This is a genomic window from Clostridium sp. DL-VIII, assembly GCF_000230835.1.
GTDB lineage: Bacteria > Bacillota > Clostridia > Clostridiales > Clostridiaceae > Clostridium.
Genome location: NZ_CM001240.1, coordinates 5,511,434 through 5,528,667 on the forward strand (window position 1 = coordinate 5,511,434; position 17,234 = coordinate 5,528,667).

General features: G+C 30.6%; 15 protein-coding genes. 5 read left to right on the forward strand and 10 right to left on the reverse strand.

Annotated features, from left to right (window positions below; translation table 11 throughout):
• Positions 1 to 51: 51 nt before the first annotated feature.
• The 3 genes from CDLVIII_RS25195 to CDLVIII_RS25205 all read right to left on the reverse strand — a co-directional run bounded on the left by CDLVIII_RS25195 (position 52) and on the right by CDLVIII_RS25205 (position 5,247).
• Complete coding sequence (locus CDLVIII_RS25195) at positions 52 to 2,994, reverse strand: SNF2-related protein (protein WP_009172316.1); 2,943 nt, start codon at positions 2,992 to 2,994, stop codon at positions 52 to 54.
• Positions 2,995 to 3,149: 155 nt separating this feature from the next.
• Positions 3,150 to 3,920: a phage replisome organizer N-terminal domain-containing protein gene (locus CDLVIII_RS25200; protein ID WP_009172317.1), complete on the reverse strand. Its 771-nt coding sequence runs from the start codon at positions 3,918 to 3,920 to the stop codon at positions 3,150 to 3,152.
• A gap of 433 nt (positions 3,921 to 4,353) precedes the next feature.
• Positions 4,354 to 5,247 (reverse strand): LysR family transcriptional regulator, encoded by an 894-nt coding sequence (locus tag CDLVIII_RS25205; RefSeq protein WP_009172318.1) that lies wholly within the window; start codon positions 5,245 to 5,247, stop codon positions 4,354 to 4,356.
• Between the two features lie 440 nt (positions 5,248 to 5,687).
• Between CDLVIII_RS25205 and CDLVIII_RS25210 the strand changes: the two genes are divergently transcribed.
• The gene (locus CDLVIII_RS25210; protein WP_009172319.1) at positions 5,688 to 6,248 is read left to right on the forward strand and encodes a nitroreductase; all 561 of its coding nucleotides are present in this window, start codon (positions 5,688 to 5,690) and stop codon (positions 6,246 to 6,248) included.
• 152 nt (positions 6,249 to 6,400) lie between these two features.
• On the opposite strand, the gene CDLVIII_RS25215 is transcribed toward CDLVIII_RS25210, so the two are convergent.
• Positions 6,401 to 7,228, reverse strand: a complete 828-nt coding sequence (locus tag CDLVIII_RS25215; protein ID WP_009172320.1) for a helix-turn-helix transcriptional regulator — start codon at positions 7,226 to 7,228, stop codon at positions 6,401 to 6,403.
• Between the two features lie 137 nt (positions 7,229 to 7,365).
• On the opposite strand from CDLVIII_RS25215, the gene CDLVIII_RS25220 reads away from it, so the two are divergent.
• Positions 7,366 to 8,220 carry an NAD(P)-dependent oxidoreductase gene (locus tag CDLVIII_RS25220; RefSeq protein ID WP_009172321.1) on the forward strand — a complete coding sequence of 285 codons (855 nt, stop codon included), beginning with the start codon at positions 7,366 to 7,368 and terminating at the stop codon, positions 8,218 to 8,220.
• A gap of 261 nt (positions 8,221 to 8,481) precedes the next feature.
• Complete coding sequence (gene thpR / locus CDLVIII_RS25225; protein WP_009172322.1) at positions 8,482 to 9,024, forward strand: RNA 2',3'-cyclic phosphodiesterase; 543 nt, start codon at positions 8,482 to 8,484, stop codon at positions 9,022 to 9,024.
• A 17-nt stretch (positions 9,025 to 9,041) separates the two neighbouring features.
• Here the strand turns inward: thpR and CDLVIII_RS25230 are convergent, their stop codons facing one another.
• From CDLVIII_RS25230 to CDLVIII_RS32360, 6 genes are all read right to left on the reverse strand, one after another.
• Positions 9,042 to 10,400, reverse strand: a complete 1,359-nt coding sequence (locus CDLVIII_RS25230; RefSeq protein WP_009172323.1) for an MATE family efflux transporter — start codon at positions 10,398 to 10,400, stop codon at positions 9,042 to 9,044.
• A 220-nt stretch (positions 10,401 to 10,620) separates the two neighbouring features.
• Entirely contained in the window at positions 10,621 to 11,691 is a 1,071-nt protein-coding gene (locus CDLVIII_RS25235; protein ID WP_009172324.1) for a HAMP domain-containing sensor histidine kinase, read from the reverse strand.
• On the reverse strand, positions 11,688 to 12,365 hold the full coding sequence (locus CDLVIII_RS25240) for a response regulator transcription factor (RefSeq protein ID WP_009172325.1): 678 nt from the start codon (positions 12,363 to 12,365) through the stop codon (positions 11,688 to 11,690). Before CDLVIII_RS25240 ends, CDLVIII_RS25235 begins: the two co-directional genes overlap by 4 nt.
• 144 nt (positions 12,366 to 12,509) lie before the next feature.
• A complete protein-coding gene (locus CDLVIII_RS25245) occupies positions 12,510 to 13,328 on the reverse strand; it encodes a helix-turn-helix transcriptional regulator (protein WP_009172326.1) in 819 nt (272 codons plus the stop codon).
• 244 nt (positions 13,329 to 13,572) lie between these two features.
• The gene (locus CDLVIII_RS32355; protein ID WP_050816291.1) at positions 13,573 to 14,319 is read right to left on the reverse strand and encodes an ISL3 family transposase; all 747 of its coding nucleotides are present in this window, start codon (positions 14,317 to 14,319) and stop codon (positions 13,573 to 13,575) included.
• Positions 14,312 to 14,812, reverse strand: coding sequence for a transposase family protein (locus CDLVIII_RS32360; protein ID WP_050816292.1), 501 nt, complete (start codon positions 14,810 to 14,812; stop codon positions 14,312 to 14,314). The genes CDLVIII_RS32355 and CDLVIII_RS32360 overlap by 8 nt, the downstream gene beginning before the upstream one ends.
• Positions 14,813 to 14,897: 85 nt before the next feature.
• Between CDLVIII_RS32360 and CDLVIII_RS25255 the strand changes: the two genes are divergently transcribed.
• The gene (locus CDLVIII_RS25255) at positions 14,898 to 16,133 is read left to right on the forward strand and encodes an MFS transporter (RefSeq protein ID WP_009172327.1); all 1,236 of its coding nucleotides are present in this window, start codon (positions 14,898 to 14,900) and stop codon (positions 16,131 to 16,133) included.
• A gap of 277 nt (positions 16,134 to 16,410) precedes the next feature.
• Positions 16,411 to 17,205, forward strand: a complete 795-nt coding sequence (locus CDLVIII_RS25260; RefSeq protein ID WP_009172328.1) for a nitroreductase family protein — start codon at positions 16,411 to 16,413, stop codon at positions 17,203 to 17,205.
• Positions 17,206 to 17,234 lie beyond the last annotated feature (29 nt).

The window sequence follows — 17,234 nt, forward strand, 5'->3', positions numbered from 1 at the left end:
AGCAAAAATTGTAAAAATCGGAACGAAATCTTTTTTAATTTAATAAAGCACTCACTCCCTATCAAACAACTGTATTAAATCTTCTTTTGACAGACTGCTAAGTAAACTGCTATTTTGAAGTTCTCCTGTGAGAATATCATTAATTAATTCTTTCTTGTCTTCCTGAAGCAGTATAATCTTTTCCTCTATAGTTCCTTTAGCAATTAATCTAATTACTTTTACTTCTTTCTCTTGACCAATTCTATGGGCTCTATCCGTTGCTTGATCTTCAACTGCTGGATTCCACCACGGATCAAAATGAATAACCAGATTAGCCGAAGTTAAATTAAGGCCAGTGCCTCCAGCCTTTAAGGAAATCAAAAATACTTTTACAGCATCACTCCTGTTAAATTGATTAACAAGTTTAATTCTGTCTTTTGGCCTGGTCTTTCCTTGTAAATGAAAGAAGTTAATCTCTTCATTATTTAAGCGCTCTCCAATTTTATCTAAGGCTGAAGTAAATTGTGAAAACAAAAGAACTTTATTGCCAGTATCAATATGTTCTTTAATAAGCTTAACTGCTGCTTCTAATTTCCCACTTCCACCATTGTAGTCTTCTAATATAAGTGAAGGATCTAAGCATATCTGTCTAAGTTTAGTCAGATATGAAAGTATCTCTATTTTCCCATCTTTATTATTCTTAATTTTTACCTTTATTCTCTTAATGTAATTGCTATATAAAGCCTTTTGAGAAGGTGTCATTTCAATTAAAATCTTCTTTTCTACTTTATCTGGCAGTTCACGCATTACCTCTTTTTTAGTTCGTCTTAAAATAAATGGCTTTATTAAAAGTTTAAGGCTTTCTAAATTATCTTCTCCTCTTGAAATGAATTTTTCCTGAAATACTTCTTTAGAATACAAGTATCCTGGCATTACAAAATCGAATATAGACCAAAGTTCTATTAGATTGTTTTCAATAGGTGTCCCAGTTAAAGCAAACCTTGTCTTAGCCTTGATTTCCTTTATGACTTTTGTATTCTGAGCTGAAGCATTCTTTATGTTTTGCCCTTCATCAATTATGCAGTAATCAAAAATAATATCTTCGTAGTAATTTATATCTAATCTCAAGGTTCCATAGGTTGTTAAGATTACGTCATAATCATGAATATTATTTAGTGTTTCAATTCTTTGTGCTCCATGTACAATTACTACTTTTAGACTTGGAGCAAACTTATGAAGTTCATCCTTCCAGTTATAAATTAAAGAAGTAGGACAGACAATTAAGGTTATTTTACCTTTTTCTGAAAGCAAAAATGCAATGGTTTGAATTGTCTTACCTAAGCCCATTTCATCGGCTAGTATGCCGCCAAGACCTAATTCACTTAAGGTTTTAAACCATTTAAAGCCCTTCATCTGGTATTCTCTAAGCTCCCCAACAAATGTATCTGGCAAAGACATTTTTCTTTTACTTATGTTAGTTAACTTATTTTCTAATTCCTTTAACTCATTGTTACTTTTAATACTACATAAGCCCTTGTTCATTATATTTTCATATAAATATAATGCTTTAGCTTTTTCTACTTTAATACTTCCATTTACTAAATCATCGGTAATATTTAATACTTCAAAAAGATTAAAAAATTCTTTTACACTATCATCTTCAAAATCCAAAAATTCATTGTTTCTTGTTTTATAAAATCTACTCTTGTTTCTATAAGCTTCAAATGCACTGTTTAGCTCTCTTGTATCTAAATTCTCTATATTATAAGAAAAATTATATTCTCCATCTCCCTCAAACAAACCTGTTTGTATATATTCCGAATCGTATATTTTTTTATCATTAAGCCCACTACCTAAAGTAATCTTTCCCAAAGCCTCAATACTGTCTTCCATGCCTTTTAATATATTAAATAATTCTCCATCTCCACCAGTGAACATGAATCTATTTTTCATCTTTATAAAGTTTCTTTTTTCCATTTCTAAGAGAAGCTTCTCTTCTTTTCTAAGATCCCTTATAAATTTATCTTCTCTACTAATCTTATTTAGTATATTAACTTTTTTGCTTCCATAATTTAAAATTGCATCACAATAAATGTTTCCATCCTCTTCAAATACCAAAAATTCAGGTTTCAAAGCACTAGATGCAAAACTTCTTAAGCTTTCTGCAATGTTAATGTTTTCTGTTATACTGCTTAGAATTGAAATAATTCTAATATAATTGTGTATATCTTTCTTATAAATAATTTCTCCATGATCCTTAAGTTTTTCATGTAAAGTTGCATAATTATCACTCTGACTTTTTGAAGGAAGATATAGTTCATTTTTAAAGTAATAAACATCATTATTTGAATTTAGAGGTACAGGAAGCTGCTTTTGAGTTGATAGAATCATCAGTTTATTATCCTCTTTTAAGTTAAAAGTTATTGGCATATCCTTATGTAAAATAGGTACTGTAAATTCTATATGCTCAAATTTAAACTTAATTTTTCTACTCTCTATTCCTTCTAAGAATATTCTAAGTTCACTCGGCTTAAGTATAAGTTTTTCACTTCTTGAAGCTGTAAGTACTTCATAATATTCAGCTTCTTTCTCTGTTTTTCGAATAAGCCTTGTAGTTTCGGTATTTCCCCATATTCTATACTTTTCTGTAATGCTATTTTCTGAATCCTCTTTTGTCCCATCATTTCCCTTTGATAATAGACTAAAAAATTTATAGCTGGTTGCAGTTATATGACTACACATTAAGGTATATCCGTTTGAAGCAAATTCCTTGAACTCATCGCAAGAGCATTTTACTCCATCTAACTTTTTCTTCTGAAGATTAATTTTAATGTGAGTATTAAACTCTTTAAGTTTACTTTTATCTTTCACTCTGCCATAAATATGATATATATTCTCTATCTTTTTACCTTTAAAATAAGCAACTAAGCCTTTATTAAAAGCCTCTTCCCCTTCTTTTTTCATAGCATGAGATGCCGATTTAAATACTACTTCTTTTAGTTCATTAAGTTTCAAAGAATCACTCCCTTCAGTGGTTAGCCAGTAATTTTATATATTCTTTTTTACTTCAAGCTGCTTATGGTGCTTATTTATATCTTTTTATAAAAATAATGATATTTTTCATAGATAATATTATAACATAGTAACTTTCAAGCCATTAATTGCGAAAATCAACTAAAAGCCCACTCACTAACTACAGTTTCATCTTTTCTTAAAGGTTTTTTATCTCCATCATAGATACTAGCTATACTATCATCATTAATTTCTTCATCAGTAACCTTAATATCAATATTCTTTCTTTTCCTCTTGCTTGACTTTTTACTCTTTCCTATTTCTAAAAGTATAGGTGTACTTTGAGAATTGTTATTGACCTTATCAGTAATATTATCATTTTGATTAACATTTGTAATAATAAATTCTGAGTCCTCATTTTTATCCTTAATATTATTATTTATATTTTCTTCCTTATCATCTTGTTTTCCATTTGAATTATTATCATTTTCTTCTTTCTTATTTTCCAGCTCTTTATTATCAACATTAACATTAATTTTAGTTTCTTCACTTTTTAATTGAATCGCTTCTTCCCTTATCTCTTCCTCTATATCTTTTGATTTAACTTTAATATTTTGATGCTTGGCAAAGTTTTTCACCTTATAAATATTATCTTTAGTAACTTCCACCATTTCTAATTTTATAAAGGTATCTAATGCTAGTTGAACTTGATCTACATCTCTATTAAATTCTATAGCTAAAGTCTCTATTGTATATTGAATATTTTTTGACATGTATAAACTGCCCTCTAAGTTAACTTTTCCTGCCAAAGCCACAATTCTAGTCCAAATATAAAAAATAACATCCCTTTCAGGCATTCTATCTATCATCTTAAATTTTGTATCCTCAAACATATCTATTTTGAATTTAACATATTTTCTTTCTCTCATCTTCATCAATCTCCTTAAATTTTTTTACTTTCATATGCTTTCAATTAGGATATATGTTTTACTTTGTAAAATAACAATATATTTATAAATTTTTTTACTTAATCATCAATCCTATATATTTACTAAAATTTCTACGTTACCTATTGTATTATTAGTTCTTATTAAAATTTAAGTTCCTAAAGTTTTTATTTTATAAAAAAATTATGAAACCCTTTATAAACTAATATACCCCACTAAAATCTAAATTTTAGTGGGGTATATGGTGTGGCAAATTAAAATACTTAACCTTTGCTATAAATTTCTTTTTACTTGTTTTCCTCAATACTGCTTTTCATAGAACCAATACCGTAAGCCTTTCTAAATTTATACTTATTGTGAGGCTCATTCACATTCAGGCCTACTACATAACTGTCACGCTTAATTTAATATATGTTTAAATTTTTGTTTTTGATGTGGCTGCTACAACAAAATCTTTAAATATTTCACTAGCTGGAGTTATATATCCATTCTTTAACCACCCCATACGAATAGTCCTGTAGCATTGAGGTTCTTTTATTCTAATTACTGACACTTCATCTGTTATTAAATTGGGTATGTTTGGAATAATAGAAATACCTAATCCTGCACCAACAAAGCCAGTAACCACCATACTGCTCTCATTAGGCTTCACTACAATCTTTGGCATAATACCTGCCTTTCTAAAAATGGAACACATTTTATTTGCTATATTTTCAGAAAAAAGTGCAAAAGTTTCATCTTCTAAATCTTTTAACATTACTTCTGCTTGATCAGCAAGCCTGTGATTTTTAGGTACTATTATAACAAGTTCATCATTTTTTATTGGAACTGACTCTATTTTTTCATATTCCTCACTATTTTCAAGTTCATCATAAAAACCTAGGTCAAATTTGCCATTCTCTAAACCCTCTAAAATATTGCTAGTCGAATTTATTCCGAATTCAAATTTTATATTTGGATTTTCCTTCAAAAAATCACTTATAATCGTTGGAATAAAATATGTTCCAATAGTATAAAGTGACGAAATAGAAACTGTACCTGCCATAGGATTAATTATATTCTGCAATTCCTGGACACAATCATTAATTTCTTTTATTGCAGCTTCTGCATGCTTTAAAAATATACTGCCAAAGCGGGTTAATTTTATATTCCTCCCATTCTTTTCAAACAAATGAACTCCCAACTCCTCTTCTAATTTTGCAATTGCCTTGCTTAAAGCTGACTGAGTTACCAGTAGTAAGTCAGCCGCTGTAGTATAGTTTTGCGTTTCTGCTATAACTTTAAAGTATTCCAATTGCTGCCAGTTCATATTATATATAACCTCCTTAGTTTATAATCTTTAAACTCAATTGGTAAGATAACATTTCTACTTAGTACTCAAACCTCTCGTTAGAAAATTACTATACTAAAATAATATATTACTTTCAACCTTTGCGTAGATTATTTATCAAATACATATTTATTAAAACATACCCTAGGTAAAAGGTTAAGTATTAAATAACCATAACTATGTATGACTTTTATTCATATATATAATGAAAAAGTTCCATTAGACGTCTTAGAGTTTTATTGATATCATTATATTACTTTCTAAATCAACTTTAAAACTTAATAAATCAATTATAAAATCTACTCATGTATTTATAAAAATTATAAGCTAGTTTATTAAGATATTATAATTTTTAAATGCATATTCAATAATAACCACTAAGGTAAAATAAAATATTTCTTTAATGAAGGAGAAAAATTATGAATGAAGTAATCAAAAATATTTTAACAAGAAGAAGTATAAGATCTTATACGGATGAGCAGATTTCCGATGAGGATTTAAACATAATCTTAGAAACAGCAAAATTTGCTCCAAGTTATAAAGGCGCTCAAAGCTGGCATTTCACTGTAGTTCAAAATAAAGAGAAAATCAATCAGCTAATTTCTGTAATAAAAGAAGCCTTGCAAAATTCCTCTATAGAGCAATATAAAAAGATGGGGAATATACCTAATTTCAATCCATTCTATAACGCTCCTACTATAATTATCACAGCCTGTGATAAAAACTCGCCAGAAAAAGAAGCAGACGCTGCTGTAGCACTTGAAAATATAATGCTAGCTGCTCACTCACTTAATATTGGTTCATGCTGGATATCGTCTTTAAGTATCGTTCGAGATGATCCTAATGTTATAGGTATACTTTCAGAACTTGGTATTCCTGAAAATTATACTATATTAGGTACTGCTGCTTTAGGTTTTAGCAATAATAGCAATGCAAAGGCTACACCTAGAAAAGAAGGAACTATAAATATTGTAAAATAAATTTAGACGCTGAGCGAAAGTTATTATCGCTCACAACTGAATAAAGGTATGTGCATAAATCATATACTTTTATTCAATTATATTTTCCCATTTGCTTAATCTTTTCAGAGTGAATTTCTATCACTTAAATTGCACAGCATTACCAGCCTCACCTATATCACTATTTCTTGTTTAATTTTTTCTGCTGTAGCAGGTGAAGCTGTATAAATCATTACTTTCAAATCAGTATAGTTTGATAATTGCAAATTCACATGTTCAAACTCCAATTCTCCAATTTTAGGATGATTCCATACTTTATGACAATCAGTAACATTTTTAACTTCATAACGAGGCCACCATATCCTGAATAATTCACTTTCTTGCTTAAATTTCTCAATCATTTCGTTTAACCTCGCATCTTGAGGATACCTAGCACAATCTGCCCTAAATCTCGCAATCATGATTTTAGCCTTTTCCTCCCACTCTGAATTTATCTCTCTTTTGAATGGATCAGTCAGAAATTGCTGCAATATGTTTGGCTTTGTATCTAAATTCTTAGAATATGAAGGAAACCTAAATAAAAATTCTGCTGCGCGATTCCATAATAGTACATCCCAGTATTTATTCATTATGTATGCAGGATTAGGTTCTAATGCAAAAACAGTTCTTTCTAATCCTTTACTAACTTCTTTATAAACTTCTATTTCTTCTAATTCATCTGATTTGGATAATAAAAAAAGATATCGACGTTCATCATCAGATAACCTTAATGCAGCAGCCAGACTTTCTAATACTTGATGAGATGGGTGTACGTCTTTCCCCTGTTCTATAGATATATACCAAGAAAGACCGATATTTGCAAGTTGAGCAACCTCTTCACGTCGAAGTCCTGGTGTTCGGCGGCGTCCATGTGATGGCAAGCCAACCTGTTCTGGTGTAAGTCGCTGCCTACTTGCACGTAAAAATTCACCTAACGATTGCTGTACTATACTCTCTTTCATTTATTTTCCTCCTTTATCCTACCGCTCTCAATCATACGATAACCACAATATGGTTAAACTATTATACCCCTGATATATTAGTAATATAACATAAAAATAATTTTTAAACAAAACCGTTTAGATTGGAGTGAATTAATATGAAAATATTTTTAACTGGAGCAACAGGCAAAGTTGGAAGCCGTTTTGTATTATATCTACTTAAACAAGGGCATGCTGTTCGCGTTCTCGTAAGAACTGCTGAACAAGCACTCACACTGAAAGAACAAGGTGCTGAAGTAATCATAGGTGATCTTTTAAATAATGAAAATCTCGCTGACAATATAAGAGGTGTTGATGCCGTAGTACATACAGCAGCTCAATTCCGAGGTGATATTAGTGAAGAAATAGCTACAGCAGTGAATCTAGATTCAACTATTGAATTAGCTAAAGCAGCGCTAGATGCAGATGTCACAAGATTCGTTTTTACCAGCACAGGCAATGTATATCGCGATTTGAATGTAAACAGACTATGTAGAGAAGATGATATTCTTATACCATCTAATTTAATGTATCCAAAAACAAAGCTTGCTGCCGAGAAAGCTTTACTAAAATTGCATAGTGATCAAGGGCTAGATGTTCGTATTATGAGATTATCATTTGTCTATGGTGATGGTGATCCCCACATTGAAGAGATCTTACCTTACATGATTAACTGGAATCCGTTAAGAAAGCAATCTATGATTCATCATGAAGATGTCAATCAAGCATTATTACTTGCTGCCAGCACACCTGGTATTGGCGGCCGCATATATAACGTTGCAGATGATAATCCTATTGCTATAGGTGAATTATATAAATTGTATGAAAGGCCAGAGCAAACGCCTACTAAAGATGGATGGCTTATGAATAACCTATGGGAATTAACTGCAGATCCGGCTCGCATTAAAGAGGAACTAAATTTCCATCCAAAATATCCTTCTATTTATGTTGCTAAAGATATGGGAGCCTTATAGTTGTAATTTATAAGAGCTAAAAAGCATACAACTAACAATAAATTTCAAATATAAAATTTATTGTTAGTTTAGTTTTAGACGAAAAAGATCATAATAGGCAAATTATAAATTATGATGGATCACTAGCTAACTACTACTCAAATGATAAAAGAATTTAACTAGAAAAACCGCTATATAAATATGCTTTATAGAATCAACTTCATTATTTACTAAATATGAATTATAATTATTATAACTTAAAGGAAAGGATGAAAAAATCCCTTGAGAGTCTACATTTCTATAGATTTTGAAGATAACACTAAGAATTATTTTAATAAAATAACATCGGATATAAAAAAGCATTGCACCGAAGGTAAATTTACAGAAAAGAATAACTTTCATCTGACAATTAGGTTCATAGGTGAAGCTGATGAACTTCTGATTACCAAAATAGAAGAAGCTATAGATAAAGCAGTTTTAAACATAAATCCTTTTGAATTATCAATAAGTAACTTAGGTGTTTTTAAGAAAAAAAGGACAAATATTTTATGGATTGGAATAGAAGAAAATGCTGCCCTATCTAAGCTTCATAAGGAGCTTTCTCTCTCATTAAAAGAAGGAAAGCTACCATTTTATGATAAGCTTTTTATGCCCCATATAACTCTAGGACGAAGAGTCTTATTTAATAAAGACTCTGCAAACTTGGATAATCTAATTCAATTTGAAAGAATTATGATTCCAGTAAAATCAATAAGCTTAATGGCAAGTAAAGAGATAGATGGAAAACTAAACGGCGTACCCATTTATCAAGTTAACTTAATTTAACTCATTTCTTTATTTGCTTATATTTCAGTCAAATTTTTCTGTCTAACCCTAAGCCATAGTATAATTCCTATAAGACATGATACTCCCTCTGTAGCTGTCATAGCCCAAATAACACCATTAACAGCAAATATTAAGTTTCCTACAATCAAAATAGGAATAAATAAAATACCTCTTACAGCGGCCATAACATTTGATTGTACACCAGCTCCTTGAGCTTGGAAGATTCCAGTAAAAAATTCACATAGGGCAGCAAACATAGTTGAGGAAAGTTGAGCTATGAGAGTTATTTCACCAATGGCAATAACCTCTGGGTCAATACTGAAAAGGCCAATAATCTGTAACCTGAATATACTTATAACTGCTCCTATAACTAATGTTAAACCCAAAATATACAATATGGTTTTTTTAACAATTTCCATGAGACGATTTTGGTTATTAGCAGAGTAAGCAAATGCAATTAGTGGTACAACTCCCATTGCAAAGCCCATACCAATACAATCTACAATTTGAACAACTCTTTGTGCAACTCCAAATCCAGCCACAACATTGTCACCATAAATCATAGAATAATTATTGAAAAGCAGACCTATAATGACCATAAATCCACTAAGTAATAAAGCTGAAACTCCAACCTTAAAAATTTCACCATAAATTTTTTTACTTGGTTTAAAGTACTTAATTGACAAACTCTGAACAGTACTCTTCTTTTGTAGATAATATATAAAATACAAAACGGAAGCTATATTACCACAAACAGACGCCAACGCTGATCCCATAACATTCATATTAAGACCGAAAATGAATAAAGGATTAAGTATTATATTAATTATAATACCACCTATAGTACCAGTCATAGAAACAGTTGATGCTCCCTCCGCACGTACAGCTGCTTCAAGCGCCATATTAACAATAATAACTGGAGCACCAATAACAAGTATCATAATAAAATTTCTTGTATGTTGCAGAGTTTCACCACTTGCTCCTAAAATCGGCAAAATAGAAGATAAAAAGGGCAGACATATCATCATAAAAATAATACCCATAAGCATTGATGACCAAAAGTTAATTGAACTAACTTTTTTGGTATCATCTGTATTGCCCTCACCTAAAAGTCTTGATATATATGTTCCTGAACCTACCCCAAACATTTGCCCAAGTGCCATTAATACTGATGAAAATGGCAGTGCAAGCATCACTGCCGCCATCATTGCAGTATTATTAAGCTTACCTATAAAAAAAGCATCGATGATATTATAGACAACTGATGTGATACTACTTAGTATCATAGGAAAAGCCATGTGTATTATTGCTTTCGTAACAGGTGCCTTTTCTAGATAGTATAGTGATTTTTGATCCATATTTTCTATGTTTTCCATATAAAAAACTCCTTTCATGTCGTATAAGTAATGAAATTAGCATTTAACAATAAGGCCCAACCTTTTTTCAATATTATTAATTCTAATTCCTGTTTGATTTCTACAAACATAGTATATAGTTTCTATTTAAACTAAACTTAAATGGAATTTAAACGCAATGTAAACAAAAAGAAAAACCACAATCTATTAACTCAGACTGTGGTTATAAATATATTAATTTCTATTTATTTGATTGTACCTTAGGAAGCCAAACAGTAAATTTTGTACCTTTTCCAATTTCACTTATGAGAGATATTTTCCCACCATGTAAATCAATAATTTTTTTTACTATTGAAAGTCCAAGTCCGTTTCCACCTAGAGAACGGTCACGAGATTTATCTGCTTTATAAAACCGTTCGAAAATTCGCGGTTGATCTTGCGGTGAAATGCCTATACCTGTATCGGAGATTTTACATACAATTGAATTTTCATCGCTTGATAAGTTAACGCCTATATTTCCGTTTTCTAGCGTAAACTTAATAGCATTATTAAGCAAATTTATAAATACCTGGCTTAATAAATCCTCATCTCCGCATATTATGGTTTCCTCAAGAGAAACATCAAGTGTTATATTTTTTATCGACCACTGCGGTTCTAGCATGAGTAAAATACTTTCAATCTGCTTATTTATTTGATATTTCTTTAAGTTTAAATTATTATCTTCTGATTCCAAATTAGATAATCTTAATAGATTTTCGCTTAATTTAGATAGCCTTCTACTTTCAGTTTCTATTATATTGGCATAATGTGATATTTGGCTTTCACTTAAATTTCCTTTTTTTAAAAGCGCAGCAAATCCTGAGATAGATGTTAACGGTGATTGTATTTCATGTGATACATCTGATATAAAATCTTGACGCAGTTTTTCCAAGGAACCCAGCTCTTTAGCCATCTTGTTAAAATTATCTGCTACTTCATTAAAAGGGTCAAGCTCGTTTGTTTTAACAAGGACATTAAAATCACCAGAAGCTATCTTGTTCATAGCTTCAATAGCTCCACTTAATATTTGAAAACGTGAAAGGTCAAATTTTCTATTCTTATTAGTAAATCGCCGGTGTAAATAGAAATATATTTTCAAGCTTACAAAATATATCACAACTGAAAGAAAACTTTGAACAATAAAGATTAGATATAAAGGCATGCTTTCTAATTGCCCTGAAATAAATATGAAAATATAATATCCACTAGTAATACCAAGTAATGTTGTAAAAAAAATTAGTATCATTGAAATCCAAGGTTCGTTTCCTCTCACTTCACTTCCTCCAATCTGTAGCCAAGTCCACGAATTGTAGTAATTTTAAACTTGTAAACCTCAAATGGAAATCTTTCTCTAAGACGATTTATATGAACGTCAAGGGTTCGTTCGTTTCCTTCAAAATCAATACCCCAAACCTCTTCAATCAGCCTATCACGAGAAAGGGTTTTACCAGAATAACTTCCAAGCATGAATAAAAGTTCAAATTCCTTCATGGGTATATCGCATTGTTCATTGTTACTAATAACGCTGTAACTACTTTTATCCATGACTAAATTACCAATAGTAATAGCCTGCGAAGCCGCTACTTTATAACGCCTTAAAAGCGCCTTTATTCGAACAAGCAGCTCATCAACCTCAAAGGGTTTTGTTAAATAATCGTCTGCACCAAGTTCAAAGCCCTTTACCTTTTGGGAAAGTTCACTTTTGGCAGTCAGCATTAAAATTGGCATATCTTCATAATATCTGCGTACTTGTTTACAAAATTCGTAGCCATCCATTTGAGGCATCATAATATCAAGAACACAAAGATCAATTTTTTCCTCTCCAAACTTTTCTAAGGCATCCTTCCCATTTACAGCTTCTGACACAGAAAATCCTTCATTTTTGAGTACTGTGCAAATAAGCTCTCTAATATAACCGTCATCATCTATAACTAAAATTTTATTCAAATCTATCACCTTCCTCTTGTAAATATATACTATGAATGTAAATGCAATATAAACCGAATTAAAATTCTAGTTTTTATTAGGCATACGCAAAGCATGGCACTTAAAATCCACTAATATATTATGTACACAATTAAGCAACATAATTTATGTTAACATAAGCTGCTTTAATTTGTCTTTTGTATAATCATCTATAGGCATTTGAATGGTGATACTTGCCCCCTCTATTTCTGTAGATCTAAATGAAATATAACTTAGATATAAATCTCCTACTAAAGGATGATGTAAAAGTTTTTGACCCTCTGGTGTTCCCATGATACCTCGATTATTCCACCATTTATTAAATAGAGGATTTTTTTCATTTAATTCATTTATAATTGCATTTATTGTGTTATCATTCTCATAATAGCCGTAATTTGCTCTCAATTGTTCAACACGTAATTTAGAATGACCTTCCCAATTATCTAATAGTTCCTTTAGATAATCAACATTAAAAGCTCTCCAAACTGAGTTTCTTTCTTTTTCATTCATTTCTTCATAATTGCCATAAACCTTTAGCGCTGCCGTATTCCATCCAATCATTGTTAATTTACTATCTGTAACATAAGCTATGCTAGGATTTTGATTGTCCAAGAATTTTTGTAATGTATTAGAAATAGTAACGGTGGCACTGTCTTCTATAGGCAATTTTTTATCTGATAAATTAAATAAATATCTTTTTTCTTCATTATTTAATTGCAAAACTCTGCTCAAAGAAAGCAACACATCTATTGATGGATTAACATTTTGTCCTTGTTCAATGCGGACATACCAGTCAATGCTCACTCCCGCTAAATCTGCAACTTCTTCTCTCTTTAGCCCTTTCACTCTTCTTTTTTTATCGAAATTAAGTCCAAATTGTTCTGGTCTTAATGTTGACCTTTTCTTTTTTAAAAATAATCCAAGTTCTTTGTTTTTAGATATCATTATTATCTCTCCCATTTATATTTAATCATTAATGATAATACAAATAATTTTATCACTTACTTCTTATCTGCTAAACATAGTATTATTAATCATATGATAACTTAGGTTCTATTTAAAATAATACTTTCATTATACACTATCTTCATAAGCTATAGAGAGGAAGATGTGAAAATGGATAAAGCTTTAAAAAACAAAAATTTTTCAAACAAATTATGGCTCAACATCAAAATATGTTCTTGACAGCTTAAGCTGTCAAGAAATGGTTATTACATTCTAATAAAATTCTTCCTTTGTAGTAGTCTTTATTCCTTGTAAAATAGTGTCTGCGTTGAATTGCTTTAATTTTACCGTTTCTACCTTCAACAGCGGCATTGGTATATCTACAATGATGATAGTTAATTATTTCTTGTCTCCAGTTTTCAAAAGTAACCAAAGCACGTTCTACCTCAGGTATATTTAGTGAATGTCCTTTTTTACACCATTTATCAAATACATTTGTTGCCTGTATAACACTTGAACAACAGTCATACCACTCAATAAGTTCCTCTTTCCACTCATATACTGCTTTTAGGTCAGGTGATAATGACAACAACTGCTGGAGCATCTCAACCTCTTTTGATGTAAGATATTCATTCCGTTTTTCAAGTACTGATTTATTTCTTTTCAATACTGTCCGTGCCGCAGGAGTTAAATCACAACTTATGCGTTTTCTTACGCCTCTAAGAGCTTCCATAGCATAGCTATTAACATGAAACCTATCCGCAATACGTATAGCATCTGGGTATACTTCTTTTGCAAATGTGTGATAATATGGAGCCAAATCCATTACTATAGCAAAAGGTCGGAGCTCAAAAAGTTCTGGATTTACAGTCTTATGACTTCTAAGCTCTTCAAGTTTTCTTCCTGGAATTATTTCAAGTAATGTTCCGTTACGAAGGTCATGAATTCCAGTATTATAACTATGTCCTTTCCTTATAGCAAAATCATCCATTCCAAGTTATAAGCTTGTTAGTGTTAGAACTTTCTAATATAACTTTTGCTTGCAATTGTGGAACAACATAGTCAATATAATTTTTATATATTCTTTCAACTGTAGAATATGGTATTTTCAATGTTCTAGCACAGTGAATAACCGTTGCTCCTGGTACTTTAGTTGCAATAAACTCTTGAAATTCATTAGTATAACGACTCTTTCCAGTCAGGAATGAATATTGCCATGAAAAAGAGGCATTACAATCCTTACAGGACATTCTTATTTTAGGAACCTTTAATATTACCTCGTTTTGAAATATAGGAAGATGCCTTACTCTTCTAATTCCAGATGAGCCTCGTCTTATTATTTTAAAACTCTTACAGCACGGACAAGGTTGAGTATATTCTGTAGGTTGGATTTCAATACAAATTCTATCTTCAAAACCATAGATAAAATTGATAACATTTATTCCTTGTAAATTTAATATATTAGTGATATCCTGTAATTGCATTTAAACTCCTTCAATTCTATTGGATTAGTCACTTATAGAATACAGGAATTTGAATGCATTTTTCATTTAATTTTATAATTATTTTATGTCAAGCACAGTTTTTAGTGTTGAGCCCAAATTATTATTAATTTTATCAATTATTTGTGCAATTATAATAGCTAATTTGTACTACGATCAAGTTTTATTAACCAATATTTCCAATGATTTTTTTATACCTGCTTCAGCATCTGGTAAACTTATAACAGCTATACAGATAGGCTATACAATGGGATTGTTGTTTATTGTTCCACTAGGAGACAGGTATAGTAGAAAGCAATTAATAATTTTAAGTATTATTTGTTCAGCTATATTATTATATTTAATGACTTTAGTCTCTACCTTTAATTTAATAGTAGTTGTAGGCTTTTTTATGGGGATTTCAAGTGTTTCAGCGCAACTTATAATCCCATTTGTTTCATCAAATATCTCGTCAGAAAAACGAGGTATAATAGTTGGTCACTTATTAACCGGAGTATTTCTTGGAGTTTTACTCGGAAGAGTACTAGGTGGAGTTCTAGGCCAATTAATTGGTTGGAGAGGAGTACATGAATTTGCGGCAATAGTTTTATTAATTTTTGCAGTATATTTATTTTATTCTCTTCCAAAGGATAATGTAGAAAAGGAAAGTTCCTATAAAAATATCATATTATCTTTACCTCCATTATTAAAAAAAGAAAAAGTATTAAGAGAAACAATAGTTTTTGGTGCTGCTGCCTTTTGTGCCTTTAATATTTTCTGGGTTTCATTGTCTTTTATTTTAGAAGGTTCTCCTTATAATTATGGAAGTGCAATAGTCGGACTCTTTGGATTTTTAGGTATAGCAGGTGCGTTAGCTGCTGGATTTTCAGGAAAACTTACAAATAGCAAAAAAGTAAGCTTATGGAACCTTTTTGCTTTAGCTATAATGTTTGTCTCTTTTTTAATCTTAGGTATAGGCTGGTCTAAACTCATAATTATAATTCTTGTAACATTTACTTTAGATGTTGGTTCAAGGATGAATATGTCTTTAAATCAAGGAAGGATTTATAAGCTTAGTCTCCAAAATCATAGTAGATTAAATTCCCTCTATATGGTTGGATATTACTTAGGTGGATCCCTTGGCTCATGGATAAGTACCTCTGTATATCACTCATTTGGTGTTATTGGAATTACAATTGCAAGCTGCAGCGTACTTTTACTAGCAGGTGTTTATTATTTAATCACTAACAATCTTTTAAATAGAGACGATCGTGCTAAATCTTCAAGTGTATTTGTCTCTAAAAATCAACCAACTCATCAGTAATTTGTAAAATACTTTAAGATATAATCAAAAAAATAACAAACTCATATTCCTAAAAAATTATTTACTGCTAATAATGATAATACTGCTGTGATTATTTATCCTATGATAATTTATCATCTATTTAAAAGAATTCTTTAATTGTATAATGGATTAAAAAGAATTTACTTTCATTAATTTTGTATTGTTAAGCATATTATAGATATCTTTAATACGATAATACTATTAAATAAATCTTATTACTTAAAGGAATATGTTTAAATTAAAGGAGAAGATAAAAATGAATTTAATAACTGTAAATCAAGATAAATGTATTAAATGTGGTTTGTGCGTAAATGAGTGCCCAGAACGTGTATTAGAACTTAGTGAAAATGGACCTAAAGAAATTTGCGGTGAAGAGTGTATTTCCTGCGGTCATTGTGTGGCCATATGTCCACGGGAAGCAATTGATAATATAAAAACACCATTAGCCAATCAAACCAGCTCAAAAAAATTTCCAAAACTAAGCCCTGAAGAGGCAGAACACTTCCTTCGTTCAAGGCGTTCAATCCGCTCATATAAAGAAACTCCTGTCCCAAGAGAAAAATTAATAGATCTTGTGAATATTGCACATTTTGCTCCTAGTGGACATAATCTTCAAGGAATATCTTATACTATCATAGATGATAGAAAGATACTTGATAAAGCTGTTAAAATTGTTATTGAAGAATTTGAAAAGGTTAATGTATCGAGCGAATTTACAAAACCATACCGTGAAAAAGGAATTGATACAATTTTGCGTGGAGCATCCAGTCTTGTCCTAGCAACTGCTGATTCAAACTTTCCACGAGGAAGAGAAAATTCAATTCTTTCATTAACATATTTGGAGTTATATGCACCAACACTAGGCTTAGGCTCATGTTGGGCTGGGATGTTTGAAAGAATTGCTATGAAAGATAATTCCCCATTACTTAAATTATTTAACATCCCTGAAAATAAGAAAATCACTGGTGCTATTATGGTGGGATATCCTAAATATACTTATTCAAGATTAGTTGATAAAAATCCATTAGAGGTTACTTTTATAAATCAGTGATATTACTTTATATGTAAGTAACCACCCGC

Coding starts and splice junctions, on each gene's coding strand:
- CDLVIII_RS25200 (WP_009172317.1), bottom strand. CDS start 3,920: ATGAGAGAAAGAAAATATGTTAAATTCAAAATAGATATGTTTGAGGAT.
- CDLVIII_RS25205 (WP_009172318.1), bottom strand. CDS start 5,247: ATGAACTGGCAGCAATTGGAATACTTTAAAGTTATAGCAGAAACGCAA.
- CDLVIII_RS25210 (WP_009172319.1), top strand. CDS start 5,688: ATGAATGAAGTAATCAAAAATATTTTAACAAGAAGAAGTATAAGATCT.
- CDLVIII_RS25215 (WP_009172320.1), bottom strand. CDS start 7,228: ATGAAAGAGAGTATAGTACAGCAATCGTTAGGTGAATTTTTACGTGCA.
- CDLVIII_RS25220 (WP_009172321.1), top strand. CDS start 7,366: ATGAAAATATTTTTAACTGGAGCAACAGGCAAAGTTGGAAGCCGTTTT.
- CDLVIII_RS25230 (WP_009172323.1), bottom strand. CDS start 10,400: ATGGAAAACATAGAAAATATGGATCAAAAATCACTATACTATCTAGAA.
- CDLVIII_RS25245 (WP_009172326.1), bottom strand. CDS start 13,328: ATGATATCTAAAAACAAAGAACTTGGATTATTTTTAAAAAAGAAAAGG.
- CDLVIII_RS32355 (WP_050816291.1), bottom strand. CDS start 14,319: ATGGATGATTTTGCTATAAGGAAAGGACATAGTTATAATACTGGAATT.
- CDLVIII_RS32360 (WP_050816292.1), bottom strand. CDS start 14,812: ATGCAATTACAGGATATCACTAATATATTAAATTTACAAGGAATAAAT.
- CDLVIII_RS25255 (WP_009172327.1), top strand. CDS start 14,898: ATGTCAAGCACAGTTTTTAGTGTTGAGCCCAAATTATTATTAATTTTA.
- CDLVIII_RS25260 (WP_009172328.1), top strand. CDS start 16,411: ATGAATTTAATAACTGTAAATCAAGATAAATGTATTAAATGTGGTTTG.